A 15,367-nucleotide genomic window follows, 5' to 3' on the forward strand; every position below is an offset into this window, starting at 1 on the left:
TCAAGGGGGAATAACACAACAATGTTAAAAAAACTCGCAAAATCACTGCTAATGATGGTTCTGATCTTTACGACAGTGTTCCCAGTAATGGGTGCTTCTGCCCATGCTGAAGAGACGTATGCCGATGATTTCTCTGCTCTGCCAGCAGTGGAGCTGCGTTCGGAGAATTGGTTGATTGACAGCAGCAATCCTCAATTCTTCGGCGGAGATGCTACACGGTTGGTCAGGACATCCACGGATACCGGTTATGCCGTTTATTCATTAACAGGAATTCAGTCGTTTACGCTTCAGGCCTATTATTTCTCTGGCTCAACAGCCGTAATCAAGTTCTACGGATCGGGCGATGCGACAGCGTGGACGGAGCTTCCAGTCATTAATGACAGTCCCACAGCAACCGGTTCTGGTTGGTATGGAACAGTATACACGCCCGCCGGTGCACTTCCGAATGATATCAATTATCTCAAAATCGAGATCAGCGGCGACCTCGACAGCTGGCTGATGCAGCTCGGACACCTTACGCTCACCAATGTATCACTTGCACCTCAAACGATTAACGATGAGCTTGATGACGTTTCACAGCTCTATGCATTTAGTACAAATTGGTCTTTAGATACAAGCAATCCCACTTTTTTTGGTGGAGATCATTCTCGTGCAGTGAGAACAGCAGATTCGGCAGAATCACTTGTGTACCATTTGCATAATTTGCAGCATTTCATCGTCCGTCTGCATTCCTTTGCCGGGTCTAGTGGAAGCATCAAGTTCTATGGATCGGCGGATGTATCCACCTGGACAGAGATTTCAGCAATACATGAAGCTCCACAATCCACAGGAGATGCAGCTTGGACCGGGACGAATTATACCCCAGCACAAGGGATTCCTTCCGGCATTCATTATTTGAAAATCGAGCTCAGCGGCGATTCCGCCCCCTGGCTGATGCAGCTAGGATCGGTCTCCTTGTCCAACCGCTTGCCTGGAGATGGAGGGAACAGCGGTGGAGACGGAGATTATTACGTCGATTCATTTGCAGGCAGCGATAGCAATGATGGAAGAACACCTGAGACAGCCTGGAAGACCTTCTCTGTAGTTAACCAGACTACCTTTGAGGCTGGAGACCGAATTTTGTTAAAGAAGGGTGGAATCTGGAACGAACAATTATATCCTAAGGGTAGCGGAACAGACGATAAACCGATAACAATCACTGCCTATGGCAGCGGAAGTAAACCGACTATCAATGGTGGAGGCATGGCCGGAGCAGCTGTATACCTGCGCAACGCCTCAAACTGGAGCATCCGGGATCTGGAGGTCACTAACTATGCTTCCGAGAGAGGAACCATTTACCGGGAAGGCATAATGGTGGAGAACGCAAACGGAGGAACTTTAAGAAATATCCGCATCCAGGATAACTATATACATGATGTATCAAGCAGCTTCCGTTATCCGACAGTTTCCGGTGCAGAAGGTGGTCCACATGCGTTCGGTGGAATCTCCGTATATGTGGGCGGAACGACGGGCACGGACAAATTTGATGGGGTATGGATCGAAGGCAACACGGTCGAACGAATTGGACGGACAGGAATTGTGGTATGGGATCAGCGTTTCAACGGAGCCGACTATGCTACGGTCAATGTTACGATCCGCGGAAATTATGTCAAACAAGCAGACAGCGACGGCATCCTCACCTTCGGTGCGGACGGAGCGTTAATTGAGCATAACATAGCAGAAGAAGGTGGGAACTACTCCGAAGAAGGCGAGTTTAACGGCTCAGCCGCAATCTGGCCAACTCGGGGCAAGAATAATATCGTGCAGTTTAATGAGTCCTTTAACACAAATAAACCAGAGGGAGATGGTCAGGGCTTCAATCTGGATATTGATACTATGGACAGTGTAGTTCAATATAATTACAGCCATGGCAATAAGGGCGGATTCATGCTTTTTGTCGATGCCCGTTTAACTCCAGGAGTGCTGACCGGCTCCTCTAACAATGTAGTCAGATACAACATCAGCCAGAATGATCTGACGCATACGTTTAATTTTGCAGGTGGGGTTACGCTGGATACGCAAATCTATAACAATACGATCTATATCGGCACTGGGCAAAACACCAAAATAATCGACCATGAATGGGACGACGCAGGAAATATCAACGCTCCCTATACGTTCAGGAACAATCTGGTCTACAACCTTGGACAGGGAGGTTATAATCTGCCCGGGGTAAATGGCAGCTTCGACCACAACCTGTTGTATGGAAATCATCCAGTAAGCGAGCCGGAAAATACGAATCCCGTCACAGCGAATCCGCTCTTGGTTGCTCAGGGCAGCGGTGGAATTGGCTGGAATACAGTGGACGGTTACAAGCTAAGAGAAGGCTCCCCTGCGCTTGGGGCTGGTGCAATCATTGCAGACAACGGAGGCCGTGACTATTGGGGAAATGCTGTTTCAGCAGAAAATCCACCGAATATCGGAGCCTATAATGGACCCGGACTTGATCCTGCCACACTGCCTGAAGCACCTGTGGATGATCTGCGATTATATTTTCAAGGCTTAAAAATTGCTCCTCATATTACAGATGGTAGAAACGGAGGCATATCCCTTCAACTTCAGTTTACAAACAGTTCTGGAGTAGACCCTCTGAGAATTAACAAAATTTCCTGGAAAATAGGAGAAGGAAGTGATCAGCTCAGTGGTAGCCAGTCGCAACTAGCTGAAATCGCTCCGAATAGCGGATTTACTTATCCAATTCCTTTGCCGGGATTCTCTGAAAGCGTTAAATATCCACTAGAGTTGACCGTTGACCTTGAAGGCTATGAGACAGTTCACCTCAAGCAAAACATAGATATTAACCGGATGAAGCATCAGTCAGACACAGGAACTCCCGCGCTGATTGATCTTGCAGACGGAACCCCTTTGTTGAGCGGGTATAACGGTACGGATGATCTTAGCGGAACAGCGCAATTACGCTGGGACGCGGATAACATTTATTTGACTGCCGACATCCGTGATGATGTATTCAGCCATAATGCATCCGGGATTAATATTTGGCAAAATGACAGTATTCAATTCAGCCTTGCTCCCGGTGTACCGGGCGATAGCCAATCCTGGTATGAATACGGAATATCGCAAACGCCGGAGGGGCCGCAAATTTATCGTTGGCTGTCTATGAAGGGTGCCGCTACCGGAGTGTTGACCAAAGGAACTCTAAGTGTAACCCGAGATGAAGCGACTAAGATTACCTCATATGCACTGGCACTACCTTGGAGTGAAGTAAGTCCAATTCGGGCAGCATTAGGCAATATCTTGAGCTTCTCGATGTTGGTTAACGATAATGATGGTGCGGGCCGAAAAGGGTATATTGAGTGGGGATCAGGCATTGGCGCTGCGAAAGATGCGACACTCTTCCGCACCTTCCAGTTTATGAATGTCGAAGATGAGGAGGAGACACAACCAAGTGATAATGCTGATTTAAGCCTTTTGAGTATAGAGGGTTCAGAAGTTCCCGAGTTTGACCGGAACACACTCACCTATACAATAAATGTACCCTTTTCTAAAACAGCCGTGACTGTAACAGGGATACCTTTAGATCCGAAAGCCAAATTAACAGTAACTGGCGGAAGTGAACTAAAAGTAGGAGAAAATAGTGTTAGCATCAAAGTTACCGCCGCAAATGGAACAACAACAAAGACCTACACTTTGAAAGTGGTACGGAGTGAAGACCGCGGGGGAACAGAAACGCCTGGCAGTTCGTCCGGCAGCAATAATGGCGGTAACAATAGTAACAATGGAGGGAAAATAGTTAATCCAGTGAATATAATCTCAGCCGGCCGTATTCAGATTCAGGCTTCACCTGATGCTGAAGGAATGCGCCTTGCACAGCTTCCTACTGGAGAAATTCAAAAAGCAATGAAGGGTGTGCAAGATGGTGCATTGGCACTTGAGCTTACTAAATTAGATGCCACAGCTAAGGGAGTAACCTTTCAATTGCCCGTTACCGAACTGAAAGATAATGTTACCTCTCTTACAATAAAAGCAGGTGAAACCACCGTAACGTTCCCAATTGACAAGATGGGTAGCAATATTCCGGAGGGTTCCAAGCAGTTGGAGCTGTCCATTCATTTTGTTGATCCTTCAACCCTTTCTGTTGCATTAAAAGAGAAATGGAAAACGCATGCCGTGTACCGGATCTCCTTGATGGTAGATGGAAAGCAAATAGAAACATTAAGTCAATCTGCGGCAATGAAGGTATCGTTTGGATATAAATTGAATCCTAGTGAAGCGCCGAATCAAGCCATCGTCTATTTTATTACCCGCGAGGGGCTGGCGGAAGTGGTCAAGAACTCCAAATACGTTTCAGGTACAGAGAGCATCACCTTCACAACACGGAACTTCGGATTATACGTTGCAGCGAATGGAGATTTACACTTCTCTGATGTCAATTCGGACTTCGCTGCTATCCTAGAAGCGTTGGCATCTCGTGATTTGGTTCACGGCACAGGCGATGGCAAATATGAGCCTGCCCGCCAAATCACCAGAGCAGAGTTTGTTCAACTGCTAGTATCAGCGCTAGACCTTCAGGCCGAAAGTAGCAGTACTTTCGAAGATGTGAGTCCAGACGCTTGGTATTACCAAGCTGTCTCAACAGCTCAGGCGCTAAAGATTGTTAACGGACGCAGCGAAGGCTTATTTGGCGCAAAAGAACCGATTACTCGCCAAGAAATGGCTGTTATTTTGTTTCGCGCTCGGAGTTTAGCTGCTCTTCAGCCGGATTACTCCAGCAAAACGGTAGTATTTGCTGATCAGAAGCAAATCGGAGCTTATGCCAGGGAAGAAGTTGAGTACCTGCAGCAGTCAGGGATAATCAATGGTTATTCCGACGGAACCTTCAGACCACTGAATCTGACCACCCGTGCGGAGGCTGCTGCTTTGATTTATAGAATTATGGGATTGTAATCATCACAAAAGAGCTGGAGCCAAGTGTATTTGGCTCCAGCTTTTTTTCTTGCAAGTATAATAAATTATTCCTTCAGACTGGCCACACAACATATCTCATGTCCGCGACGTTCACCTTGCCATCTGGCCAAAAGAGCCATTCGTTCAACAAATGGAGTATTCGGCCCATAGTGAGGATGTGCATCGATCAATACATCCGAAACAGAGACCAGCTGCCGCGTGAATATCGAAATGATCTCAAATCCAGCCTGATTGAGTAATTCACGCACATTAGCGTCCGTGTAATGATATAGGTGATCGGGTTCAATAAATAACGGTGATTCAGGTCCGTAGACTTCGTTGGTTAATGAATGGCTATTGGGAATACTGAAATAAATTTTCCCTTGCGTTGTCAAAAGATTACGAATATCCTTCAAAAATGCAAATTGATCAGAAATATGCTCAAGCACATGCCAGAACACTACCGCATCATAACGAGGAAGATCAGGATTTTCAGCCGAGTCATCGTCTTGGGTGCTTTTCCATTCATCTTTAACCAGATTCACACCGTATTTATATTTGGCATAGGCTCGAGACATTTGTGAGGGTTCAATGCCAACCGCTCTCCAGCCGCCATTTCCAGCAGCATGTAGAAATTCACCTGTTCCAGAACCAAACTCTAGCAATGCTCCTTTTTCTGGACTGAACATTTCCAGCAGCATTAAATTAAACAGAGCATGATCAGAATAGGTCGCTTGAGCATATTTTTCACGCATTGCAATCCATTCTGTATTATAAATATCTGCGATTAAGCCGGTTGTATCAACCTCCGCAATATTCGCTCTAAAGATAAGACCACAGTTGCTACACCGCATCAGTGTAAACGAACTATACTCATGGAATACGTTGATGGCTGGAGAAGGACCACACAAAATACATCGCATATAAAAAACACCTCCGTTAATCGTTTCACTTATTCCTCCCAGGTCACTAGCTGGGGTTAGGGCATCATAGTTAAGTTGAAGGGCTTGGAGTGGGTTTCATTTCATTCATTCTATTATCAATCTCGATAGAATATGCTCGTCTCACTGATCCTAAACAAGGTCAAACTTTAATAGATTTATAGTATAGCTTTCTAGGACTTTATATTAGGTGAAGCGGAAATTGGGAATCCTTCTGTTGTTGCATGATTATAAAGGATGAAGAAGCAAGCACATTGTTACAATCCATGATTACGTCAAAAGATTGTTGGCTTCGGAAATGCCTGTTACTATTGGAAATAGAATCATCTTTTAGATTGGAGAGTCAATGATATGAAGGTCATTATTTTTGGAGCTACAGGTATGGTTGGTCAAAGCGCGTTGCGTGAATGTTTGATGGATGATAGAGTTCAAGAAATACTTACGATTGGGCGTAAAAAGACAGAGCATCAACATACAAAACTAAGACAAATTCAACTATCCAATGTAGCTGAATTATCAAGTATAGAACATGAAATCACAGGTTATGATGCATGCTTTTTCTGCCTTGGGGTTTCCTCTGCTGGTATGAAGGAAGAGGAATATAAAAGAGTAACATATGATATCGCGCTATCCGCCGGAACAACATTAGCAAGATTGAACCCTCAAATGACCTTTGTATATGTTTCTGGAAGTGGGACGGATAGTTCGGAAAAAGGACGCTCTATGTGGGCAAGAGTGAAAGGGAAGACAGAAAACGATCTGTTGAAGCTACCTTTTAAGGACGCTTATATGTTCAGACCAGGTGTAATTCTACCCCTATATGGCATACAATCCAAAACAAAAGTGTATCAGATTTTTTATGATGTGATGAAGCCACTTTATCCCATGCTAAAGAAGTTAAACAGTGTCATTACATCGGAACAATTGGGACGAGCTATGATTCTGGTAACGATTAACGGTTATCCAAGACCCAGAATAGAAAGCAATGAGCTCAAATCCATGATCAGGAGGTTAATTTAATGAACATTATCATTAGACAAGAAAAAGCTCAAGATATTAACGAAGTCTACCATGTAGTCCAAAAATCATTTGAAAATGCGGAACATTCAGATCATGATGAGCACAATTTGGTAAATAGACTAAGGAGCTCAACAAAGTTTATTCCGGAGTTATCTCTTGTAGCTGAATATGAGAATAAGATCGTCGGTCATATCCTTTTTACAGAAATTCTAGTGGGTGATCAAACTCTGGTTGCGCTTGCACCTGTTGCAGTACTACCAGAAATGCAAAGCAAGGGTATAGGGAAGCTACTGATTACTGAAGGCCACAAAATCGCAACACAGCTTGGATATAAAGGCTCTGTCGTTTTGGGTCATGATAAGTATTATCCGAAGTTTGGTTATAAAAAAGCTAGTCAATTTGGTATAGAAGCACCTTTCGAAGTTTCAGACGATAATTTTATGGCCGTTGAGCTTATAGATGACGGTCTCTCAGATGTCCATGGCGTTGTCAAATACGCTAAAGAATTTTTTGAAATTAGATAAACGTAAAAAAGTGGAGCAAATGCTACGGCAGTTGCTCCACTTTTTTATTTGTTTACAGAATCAATTAACACCTTTAAAAAAAGGATTGTGGACTATCGAGACTGAAAACGGCTTGACGAACGACACTATCCTGTATAAAATGAAGCAGTGATTTAGTAAATTAGTAAATGAGTAAATTAGTAAATAGGAGTGGTGCAATGAAAATACCAACAACGTTTAAACATAATCATGTTGTCATGTTGGAGAGTTTTGAGAAGGTGTAAAAAATAGTAAAGGATATGGGGAATTAAAATGTTTTCTAATCGTTATGTTCGAACAATTATCCTCTCCCGTGTGTTATTGCAGCTCGGAATATGGATCCGGAATTATGCCGTCCTTCTTTATGTATCTGAATTGACGAATAATAATCCGGTAGATGTATCTCTGATATCGGTTGCCGAATTTGCACCGATCTTTCTTTTTGGTCTTATTGGTGGGACTTTTGCCGACCGATGGCGGCCGAAGAGAACCATGGTATGGAGCGATTTGTTATCTGGTTTGTTCGTCGGGGTAGTGCTGATTGCGGTCATGAATGGCGGATGGATTGCGCTTCTTATCGGATCTTTTGTATCTGCCAGCTTATCTCAATTTTCTCAGCCTTCGGCGATGAAACTGTACAAGAGACATGTGCCAGCTGAACAGCTGCAAGGCGTTATGGCGATGTCCCAAACCCTTGTCGCTGTCTTTACGGTTTTGGGACCCGTTATTGGTACGTTTATTTTTATTAAGTTTGGAATTCACGTATCTCTGATCCTGACAGCCGTTATGTTTCTGGGCTCTTCGCTTATATTGTCTTCCCTTCCTCGGGATGAAGAAGAACCGAAGTCAGGTAAAGCCAGCGGCTTCATCAAAGAGTTAACGGCTGGATTGCGTTACATCGGATCGAGTAAACCCTTAAGAACACTTAGTTTAACTTTCTCGGCGGTGGGATTGGCATCAGGACTAACTCAGCCGCTTCAGATTTTTCTTGTCATCGAGAATTTAGGTAAGGACAAACAATTTCTTCAGTGGCTTGTGATGGCTAGTGGGGCAGCCATGTTAGTAGGCGGAGCTGCAATAATCGGGATAGCCAAAAAAGTAAGGCCACAGCTATTGCTTTTGATAGGCTTACTCGTCAATGCCGTCTGTACGGTTGGAATGGGTGCTTCTAAGAAAATTTGGCTGACGATTATTTTCTTGGTGATCAGTGGTTTGTTTTACCCTTGCATTCAAGGAGGGATTCAGACACTTCTTGTGCGAAATACCGAAGGGGCCTTTATTGGCCGAGTTTCAGGAGCAATCATGCCTATTTTTATGGGAATGATGGTGGTTGGCATGTTCATTTCCGGCTATCTAAAGGATACGTTCTCCTTGATGGGCGTATTTATGGCGAGTGGTGTATTTGTGCTTATCGGTGCACTTTTTCTGCTTCCTATTGTGGTTAAGATAAGAAGTAATGTGGAGCTGGAATCGCTGGGAAAATGAAAATCCAACTACAATTTCCATGAATTTATTATCTAAGATAAGGAGAGAAAGATATGGATATGAATAAACGCAAAGAGCTGATCGAGGAGTACAAACAGATTAAGATTTATATGGGTGTTGCTCAAATCAAAAACCAAATCAACGGCAAAATATTTATCGACAGCTATCCTAATTTGAAAAACAAATGGCTTACCCTGCAAATGCAGTTGGATTCAGGGAGATTTGCAAATGCCCAGCTCCAGAAGGATTGGAAAGAATTCGGTGCGGATGCGTTCACTTATGAGGTACTAGAACAGAAGGAGATAGATAAGGTAACTGATATGCGCTGGGAACGGAAGAAAATCTTAAAGCCATGGTTAGAGAAGTTACAGCCCTACGGAGATAAAGGTTATAACAAACCACGAATTGACTAACGATGAAATCCAAGATAAGATGAAACCGTCGTTTAGTAAATTAGTAAAATAGTAACTGGAAGGAAGAAAAAAACATGAAAATACCTACAACTTTAAAACATAAGCCTGTTGTCGTATCGGAGAATTATGAGAAGGTTGACGGCCGAATGGCTGGAAACACAGATGCGAAAGGTCTTTCCTTAGGATTGGCGCAGTGGAATGATCGAGGAAAGGTCGATATTTCTGCTAAGGTATGGAGATATACCGGGGAAAAATGGTCCAGACAATCTGAGGAACTGCCTCTTCATCGCGTACTTGATTTGTCCATTCTAATTTGCCGGTCGTTAGAACATTTCCGCGAAGCGTATCGATATGAGAATTTATATGACCCGGAGCAGCCCGTCATCGACAGAGTTGGCTTGCAAGGGGATGCGATGACTGTAGCGGTATGTACAGATAATGAGCGAATTAATGAAGATATTAAGCTATTTAATCAAGCTCTTAGCGATGACGATGAAATGATCGGTGAGCGTCTGAGCACGTTATCCAAAATATTAAAGGATATGGGATATTAAACAGAAAGTGGCCGTCAATCGGGGCTAAGAAGCCTTCGTGACTGCCACTTTTTATTATAATCAGCATATATACTGCCAGGACAAAAAGTAAGTCATAAAAAACAAATGATAGCTGTAGTCAATTTTCCTCTGCGACGAATAGCAGGCTTTAAATCAGAGGTATTAGTTCTTGGAGGTGTACCGGAACAGGTAGACGTCATTCTATTGAAGTGGTTTTATGTTGATTAACGCAAAGAGGAGTTGTTGTGATTCCAAAGCCTGCCCGGGAAGAAAGCCTGTTCTTTTCACGTAGAGATCCTGTAATGGTAAAAGCGTTAAGTACAAGGAAGCTGGATATCTAATTTTTCTTAGGATCTTGTTGTTTTTATAAAAGAGGGGTTAACCAAAATTAAGGGGTTAACCCCTCTTTTATTTAGAAGAACACTCTTGCCTTGAACAGTTCATTCTAATTTGAAGGTTTAAGAATAAAGGCAGCTAAAGTTTGTGAATATCGCATTATAATCTTGGTCTTGTCCAGTGGCGTACAAACCAATAAGCACACCTGTGAATCCTCCGGCTATTTCAGAGGATAGATATTTGGTTTGCGCAGCTCCGAGTAAGATCTCAGTACCGTCTACCTGGATATAAAAGTGATAATGCGTTGGACTGCTTTTGATAATTAATGAAGCATGGTTGCACTGACTTATATTTTTTGTTTTTTCAATGGATTTGATATCTCCGATATTCAGACGTTCGATAATCTCATAACCCTCTGGATGTTTACGCAAGGCCAAGTCATAATGGTGATTTTCGTCCATGTAAAGTGTAATTCCGGCTTCACCATTCGTAAGGCTGACTTCGCATGAAATAATTGCGTTAAAGTCTTTTTGACGAATACCAATAAATGTCGGGGTAGCCGGGATATCTAACGTTACAGCAGTTCCTTTAAGCTTTATTTTATCAGCTTCTAACCTATAATTTTCTGTAACCGGGTGACGCAGGTAACACCAGTCCAAATTCCAATCTGTGTTCTCGAACGTAAAGACTCTTTTCTGCTGCTGAATGACTGTGTCCGCAATACGATCAGTCTCGAAACTTATAAGTGTGGTACCTTCATGACCTGCTGTAAACCATCCATCCTCGCCAAAGGTAATCGGAGTTAGAAAAACCTCGCGCCCCAAATGGTGATAGGTGAGATACTGGCCAGTCTGCCGGAATCCAAGATGTAACAGCCACCAATCCCCCTCATGGTCTTGTACCAAATCTCCATGTCCAACTCCCTGAAGCTCGTAACCGCCTAAATTTCGATTAGTCAATACGGGATTATGCGGATAGGCTTCGAATGGACCAGCAGGAGAATTGCCCCTTGCATAAGTAACCATATGCCCATATTCGGTTCCACCCTCAGCAGCTAGCAGATAGTATTGTCCATTAATTTTGTATAAATGAGGACTCTCCAAATAACGCCCACCGGATCCTTGCCAGATTGAACGGCTTGGCGACAGCTTCTGCCCAGTTTCAATTTCTATTTCACATTGGACAATACCATTAACTCCGTAATCGTCTGTCCCATTACTCATGAAATACGTTTTGCCGTCTTCAAAATACAAATCCGGATCAATACCGCCTTGGTCTACATTAATCGGATCAGACCATTCGCCGTAAATATTGTCAGTCCAGACATAGAAGTTCTGGCGTAGAGTGTCATTTGTGGTCGTCATGTAGAATCGTCCATTATTGTACCGCAGGGTGGGGGCGAATACACCACCGGAGCTGTCCACAGTATCCAATTGAATCTGGTTTTTTCGGGTTAAGCAATGACCGATTTGGGTCCAATTAATTAAATCTTTGCTTTCAAAAATCGGAACACCGGGAAAATACTGAAAGGAACTGCAGACCAAATAATAAGTGTCTTCAACTTTACATGCGCTGGGATCAGGATAAAACCCTTTGATGACCGGATTATTGTATTTCATTTCTCCACCTCATTAATAAATTCATATAAATAAGAATTCAATATATTCAACTACTAAGAAAATTAAACACTATTGCTTATAAGTTTTCAATGAATCGGGGTTGAAGATATACGTTATATTTATTAAATTAATATATATGTAATTTCAATAAGCACAGGCAGGTGATTATGATGATGATCAAAGCAAACGGCGAAGCAAAATTCATGGCATTATATGAAGCGCTGGCAAGCGAAGTCAGATGGAGGATTATGAGCCTCATTGCAGATAATGAAATGAATGTGAAGGAGATCGCGGCTAAGTTAGAGCTTAGCCCTTCCATAGTTACTATGCATATCCGAAAGCTCGAACAAGCTGGACTTACAGGAAGCCACAGGGTACGCCTAAACGGAGGAACGCACAAAATGTGTTTCCTTAAACAAAAAAGAGTTGAAATCGAACTCCCCACTGCCACTCAAACCCCGAGGATCAGAGAGCAGACCATTTCAGTCGGTCATTATACCTCATTTGATGTCCATCCTACATGTGGTCTTGGGACACAAGAGAAAGAAATTGGGGTTTGGGACGATCCCCGATATTTTCTCGATCCCGAGCGGGTCAACGCTGGCATTTTGTGGTTTGGGAGAGGTTACGTAGAGTACAAAACGCCTAACTACTTACTTGCCGGTCAAATGCCCGAGGCCATCGAGATTTCAATGGAAATTGCTTCTGAAGCGCCAGGCTTGAGAGATCATTGGCCTTCGGATATTGAGTTCTTTTTTAACGGTGTAAAGCTTGGAACTTGGACCAGTCCAGCAGACTTTGGAAGAGCGGCACGAGGCATATATACTCCGGATTGGTGGCATCGGAATGTAAATCAATACGGGTTATTGAAGACGATCCGCATTGACACTTCGGGCACATTTATTGATGAAGAAAGGATGTCGGACATTACTGTCGCAGATATTTTGCTACGGGAACAATTCTGGACGCTTCGGTTCGCAGTTGACGAGAAGGCTGTTAATGTTGGTGGTTTGACACTTTATGGGGCTGGATTCGGTAACCATGACCAAGATATTTTAATTCGTGTGTACCTAGGAACGATGACCTAATGAAGCAGGATATTTCAGTTATAGTTGTTTTCTCCATCCAGTTTATCAGCTGGAACTGGTAAACTATCCATATATTGAAAAAGTTGAGAGGGGAGATATTCTGAATTATAACGAGGTTATTAAAATCGCTGATACACACTTACTTCCATTAGTGATGGAATTGTACGGATTGGAAGGTTATGAAATCAGGCTTATCAATGCACATAAAGGAGGACGGAATATCGCATATAACTGTGATAAAGCTGATTCTGAAGCAAAAATAATCAGAATTGCCTTCTTAAGTGACAGAAGCCGAGAAGATATTTTGGGTGAAGTGGAATATATCAGGTATTTGTACGAGCATGGCGGCAGTGTTTCGAATGTAGTCAACTCCCAGAAGGGGAACCTGTTGGAAACGATCACTCTTAATAATCATACCTTTTTTGTCTGCTTGTTTGAAAAGGCCAAGGGGAGCATGCTCGTGGAAAATCATTATCGGTATCGGGAAGGCGTTCCTATTACTGAATACTATTATAACTGCGGCAAAGTCCTTGGGAAAATGCATCACTTATCGAAGGGATATACGCCTGTCCATTCTCGGTATAATTTTTTTGATAAATACAATGCCGATTATATAGATAAGCTAATACCTGACTCGTTATCTCTGCTGAAGGAGAAGCTGGTAGATCTCCTTACAACCTTAGAAGGGATGGACAGGAATCACGAGTCTTTTGGGATGGTACATTTTGATTACTGCGATGGGAATTATATGATCGATTTTGATACAGGGCAAATAACTGTTTTTGATTTCGATAATTCCTGCTTTTGTTGGTATATGTATGACCTGGCAAATCTCTGGACACTTGGAGTGGGCTGGATACAATTTGAACAAGACGTCTTTAAACGCAAAAAGTTTATGGATGATTATTTTAAAACAGTGCTTGAGGGCTACAGATCCGAGACCAGGATCGAAGATTCGATGTTAGACACATTGCCATTATTTATCCAAGTAACCCTCATGGAAAACATTGTTGATGCATTCGAGGTAATGCGGAACAATGGTGAAGAGCCGGAATGCGATGAAGAGCTGTCATATCGTATAAAATGTCTAGAAGACGATATCCCATATGTAGGATTTTTCCATGAATTTTACTCATGTGATGAACCCTTTGAGTATGAGGAACGAGATATTTAGGAAGATGGTGTTTTTGATATGCTGCGGATAATTTCATAGTAGACTCTAATAAGCAGGAGTTGGAGTAAAATGACTTACGAAAAACCGGAATTGACCATGAGTGAAATTGAAAAAGTACTGTGGAATCATCTTGGACAGGGAGCGGCTGAGATTACACCGTTGTCTGGCGGCAACATTAGCAACGTGTTTTCATTTATTTTAGAAGGAAAAGACTATGTTGTGAAATTCAGCGATTTGGAACGAGCATATGAGACCGATCAATTTGTATCCAATTTGATACTCGATCAAGGTATTCCTTTCCCAAAATGTTTGGGGTTAGGGAGGACTAATCAGTTAACCTATTTGATCATGGAGCGAATGGAAGGTCGCAATCTATCCGATTTTACAGCAGAGGAACAAACCCGTCTGATGCCAGAAATTATCGGCATTTTAACAAGATTGGCCGAAACGGATATTGGTGGAACTAACGGGTATGGTTGGATCGGACCAGATGGTAATGGCTCCTATTCATCTTGGAAAGACTTCGTCATTGCCGTAAATGCGGAAGATCAGACGGGGACATTCTGGGAGAATTGGCATGAACTCTTCCGCACGTCTTGCTTGGAGAGAGAAGTATACGAAGAAATCTATAGTCGTTTGATGACATACGTACCCTATAATGAATTAAATAGAAGCTTTATACACGGAGATTTTCAACAGTGGAATATTTTGTCCAACGGAACACGGATTTCCGGCATTATTGATGGAAATTGCATGTATGGCGATTCTCTCATAGACCTTGCGATTCTCGACAAGCATATGCCTTGGTGTGATGTCATTAACGCGCATCAAAACTATCAAGAGAAAGCTAGAATAGTGACCCCGAATTTTGAGGAGCGGCTAATCGGCGCCTATTATTTTAAGGGACTCGATGGACTTCGTTTCTATGCTAAGATGGGCTGGACAGATGCTTATCAGGACACACGGCATTTTCTTTTAAACCTGAAAGCTTAATAACAGAACGCTTTACATTTGAATGGATACAAGGTAAACACTTCAGTATAAATTGATTTCATGTAAGATGACCAAATCATATACATATACTAGCCGCATAGTTGCGGCTTTTTGTATATAAATATCAAATTTCTAATTCCTACTAGGATTATTGATCCTAGTAATGATGCTTGTTATAGAGCTTCAGACTTACAATCTGTAATATTTGCACCTGGACTTGTCATTAATCCACTATCTACACCTTTGTCCAACTTGATA

Annotated in this window: 11 protein-coding genes and 1 pseudogene; 10 read left to right on the plus strand and 2 right to left on the minus strand. The window is 42.7% G+C overall.

Annotation, left to right across the window (positions count from 1 at the left end; genetic code table 11):
* Window positions 1–21 precede the first annotated feature (21 nt).
* The gene (locus MKY19_RS15135; protein ID WP_339795769.1) at window positions 22–4,944 is read left to right on the plus strand and encodes an S-layer homology domain-containing protein; all 4,923 of its coding nucleotides are present in this window, start codon (window positions 22–24) and stop codon (window positions 4,942–4,944) included.
* A 65-nt stretch (window positions 4,945–5,009) separates the two neighbouring features.
* Here the strand turns inward: MKY19_RS15135 and MKY19_RS15140 are convergent, their stop codons facing one another.
* Window positions 5,010–5,867 carry a class I SAM-dependent methyltransferase gene (locus MKY19_RS15140; protein ID WP_339795771.1) on the minus strand — a complete coding sequence of 286 codons (858 nt, stop codon included), beginning with the start codon at window positions 5,865–5,867 and terminating at the stop codon, window positions 5,010–5,012.
* A gap of 369 nt (window positions 5,868–6,236) precedes the next feature.
* Between MKY19_RS15140 and MKY19_RS15145 the strand changes: the two genes are divergently transcribed.
* The 6 genes and pseudogenes from MKY19_RS15145 to MKY19_RS15170 form a co-directional block, all read left to right on the plus strand.
* Window positions 6,237–6,905, plus strand: a complete 669-nt coding sequence (locus tag MKY19_RS15145) for an NAD-dependent epimerase/dehydratase family protein (protein WP_339795773.1) — start codon at window positions 6,237–6,239, stop codon at window positions 6,903–6,905.
* Window positions 6,905–7,429: an N-acetyltransferase gene (locus tag MKY19_RS15150; RefSeq protein WP_339795775.1), complete on the plus strand. Its 525-nt coding sequence runs from the start codon at window positions 6,905–6,907 to the stop codon at window positions 7,427–7,429. Before MKY19_RS15145 ends, MKY19_RS15150 begins: the two co-directional genes overlap by 1 nt.
* A gap of 291 nt (window positions 7,430–7,720) precedes the next feature.
* Window positions 7,721–8,932, plus strand: a complete 1,212-nt coding sequence (locus tag MKY19_RS15155) for an MFS transporter (RefSeq protein WP_339795777.1) — start codon at window positions 7,721–7,723, stop codon at window positions 8,930–8,932.
* A gap of 53 nt (window positions 8,933–8,985) precedes the next feature.
* Window positions 8,986–9,345: a GIY-YIG nuclease family protein gene (locus MKY19_RS15160; protein ID WP_042188371.1), complete on the plus strand. Its 360-nt coding sequence runs from the start codon at window positions 8,986–8,988 to the stop codon at window positions 9,343–9,345.
* 74 nt (window positions 9,346–9,419) lie between these two features.
* Entirely contained in the window at window positions 9,420–9,899 is a 480-nt protein-coding gene (locus tag MKY19_RS15165) for a DUF6530 family protein (protein ID WP_042188373.1), read from the plus strand.
* Between the two features lie 99 nt (window positions 9,900–9,998).
* Window positions 9,999–10,127: pseudogene (locus MKY19_RS15170) on the plus strand (hypothetical protein); the annotation flags it as partial.
* 230 nt (window positions 10,128–10,357) lie between these two features.
* Here MKY19_RS15170 and MKY19_RS15175 read toward each other — a convergent pair.
* The gene (locus MKY19_RS15175) at window positions 10,358–11,854 is read right to left on the minus strand and encodes a glycoside hydrolase family 43 protein (protein WP_339795780.1); all 1,497 of its coding nucleotides are present in this window, start codon (window positions 11,852–11,854) and stop codon (window positions 10,358–10,360) included.
* Window positions 11,855–12,027: 173 nt separating this feature from the next.
* Here MKY19_RS15175 and MKY19_RS15180 point away from each other — a divergent pair, with 173 nt between their 5' ends.
* The 3 genes from MKY19_RS15180 to MKY19_RS15190 all read left to right on the plus strand — a co-directional run bounded on the left by MKY19_RS15180 (window position 12,028) and on the right by MKY19_RS15190 (window position 15,109).
* Window positions 12,028–12,942, plus strand: coding sequence for an ArsR family transcriptional regulator (locus MKY19_RS15180; protein WP_339804314.1), 915 nt, complete (start codon window positions 12,028–12,030; stop codon window positions 12,940–12,942).
* Window positions 12,943–13,096: 154 nt separating this feature from the next.
* Window positions 13,097–14,116, plus strand: a complete 1,020-nt coding sequence (locus MKY19_RS15185; protein WP_339804317.1) for a phosphotransferase — start codon at window positions 13,097–13,099, stop codon at window positions 14,114–14,116.
* 69 nt (window positions 14,117–14,185) lie between these two features.
* A complete protein-coding gene (locus tag MKY19_RS15190; RefSeq protein WP_339795782.1) occupies window positions 14,186–15,109 on the plus strand; it encodes an aminoglycoside phosphotransferase family protein in 924 nt (307 codons plus the stop codon).
* The last annotated feature ends 258 nt before the right edge of the window (window positions 15,110–15,367 follow it).

The organism is Paenibacillus sp. FSL R5-0744 (genome assembly GCF_037972555.1).
Classification (GTDB): Bacteria; Bacillota; Bacilli; order Paenibacillales; family Paenibacillaceae; genus Paenibacillus_AQ.

Bases quoted from the DNA above. Each gene is read 5' to 3' on its own strand.
- MKY19_RS15135 (WP_339795769.1), top strand. From the start codon at position 22: ATGTTAAAAAAACTCGCAAAATCACTGCTAATGATGGTTCTGATCTTT.
- MKY19_RS15140 (WP_339795771.1), bottom strand. From the start codon at position 5,867: ATGCGATGTATTTTGTGTGGTCCTTCTCCAGCCATCAACGTATTCCAT.
- MKY19_RS15145 (WP_339795773.1), top strand. From the start codon at position 6,237: ATGAAGGTCATTATTTTTGGAGCTACAGGTATGGTTGGTCAAAGCGCG.
- MKY19_RS15150 (WP_339795775.1), top strand. From the start codon at position 6,905: ATGAACATTATCATTAGACAAGAAAAAGCTCAAGATATTAACGAAGTC.
- MKY19_RS15155 (WP_339795777.1), top strand. From the start codon at position 7,721: ATGTTTTCTAATCGTTATGTTCGAACAATTATCCTCTCCCGTGTGTTA.
- MKY19_RS15160 (WP_042188371.1), top strand. From the start codon at position 8,986: ATGGATATGAATAAACGCAAAGAGCTGATCGAGGAGTACAAACAGATT.
- MKY19_RS15165 (WP_042188373.1), top strand. From the start codon at position 9,420: ATGAAAATACCTACAACTTTAAAACATAAGCCTGTTGTCGTATCGGAG.
- MKY19_RS15175 (WP_339795780.1), bottom strand. From the start codon at position 11,854: ATGAAATACAATAATCCGGTCATCAAAGGGTTTTATCCTGATCCCAGC.
- MKY19_RS15180 (WP_339804314.1), top strand. From the start codon at position 12,028: ATGATCAAAGCAAACGGCGAAGCAAAATTCATGGCATTATATGAAGCG.
- MKY19_RS15185 (WP_339804317.1), top strand. From the start codon at position 13,097: ATGGAATTGTACGGATTGGAAGGTTATGAAATCAGGCTTATCAATGCA.
- MKY19_RS15190 (WP_339795782.1), top strand. From the start codon at position 14,186: ATGACTTACGAAAAACCGGAATTGACCATGAGTGAAATTGAAAAAGTA.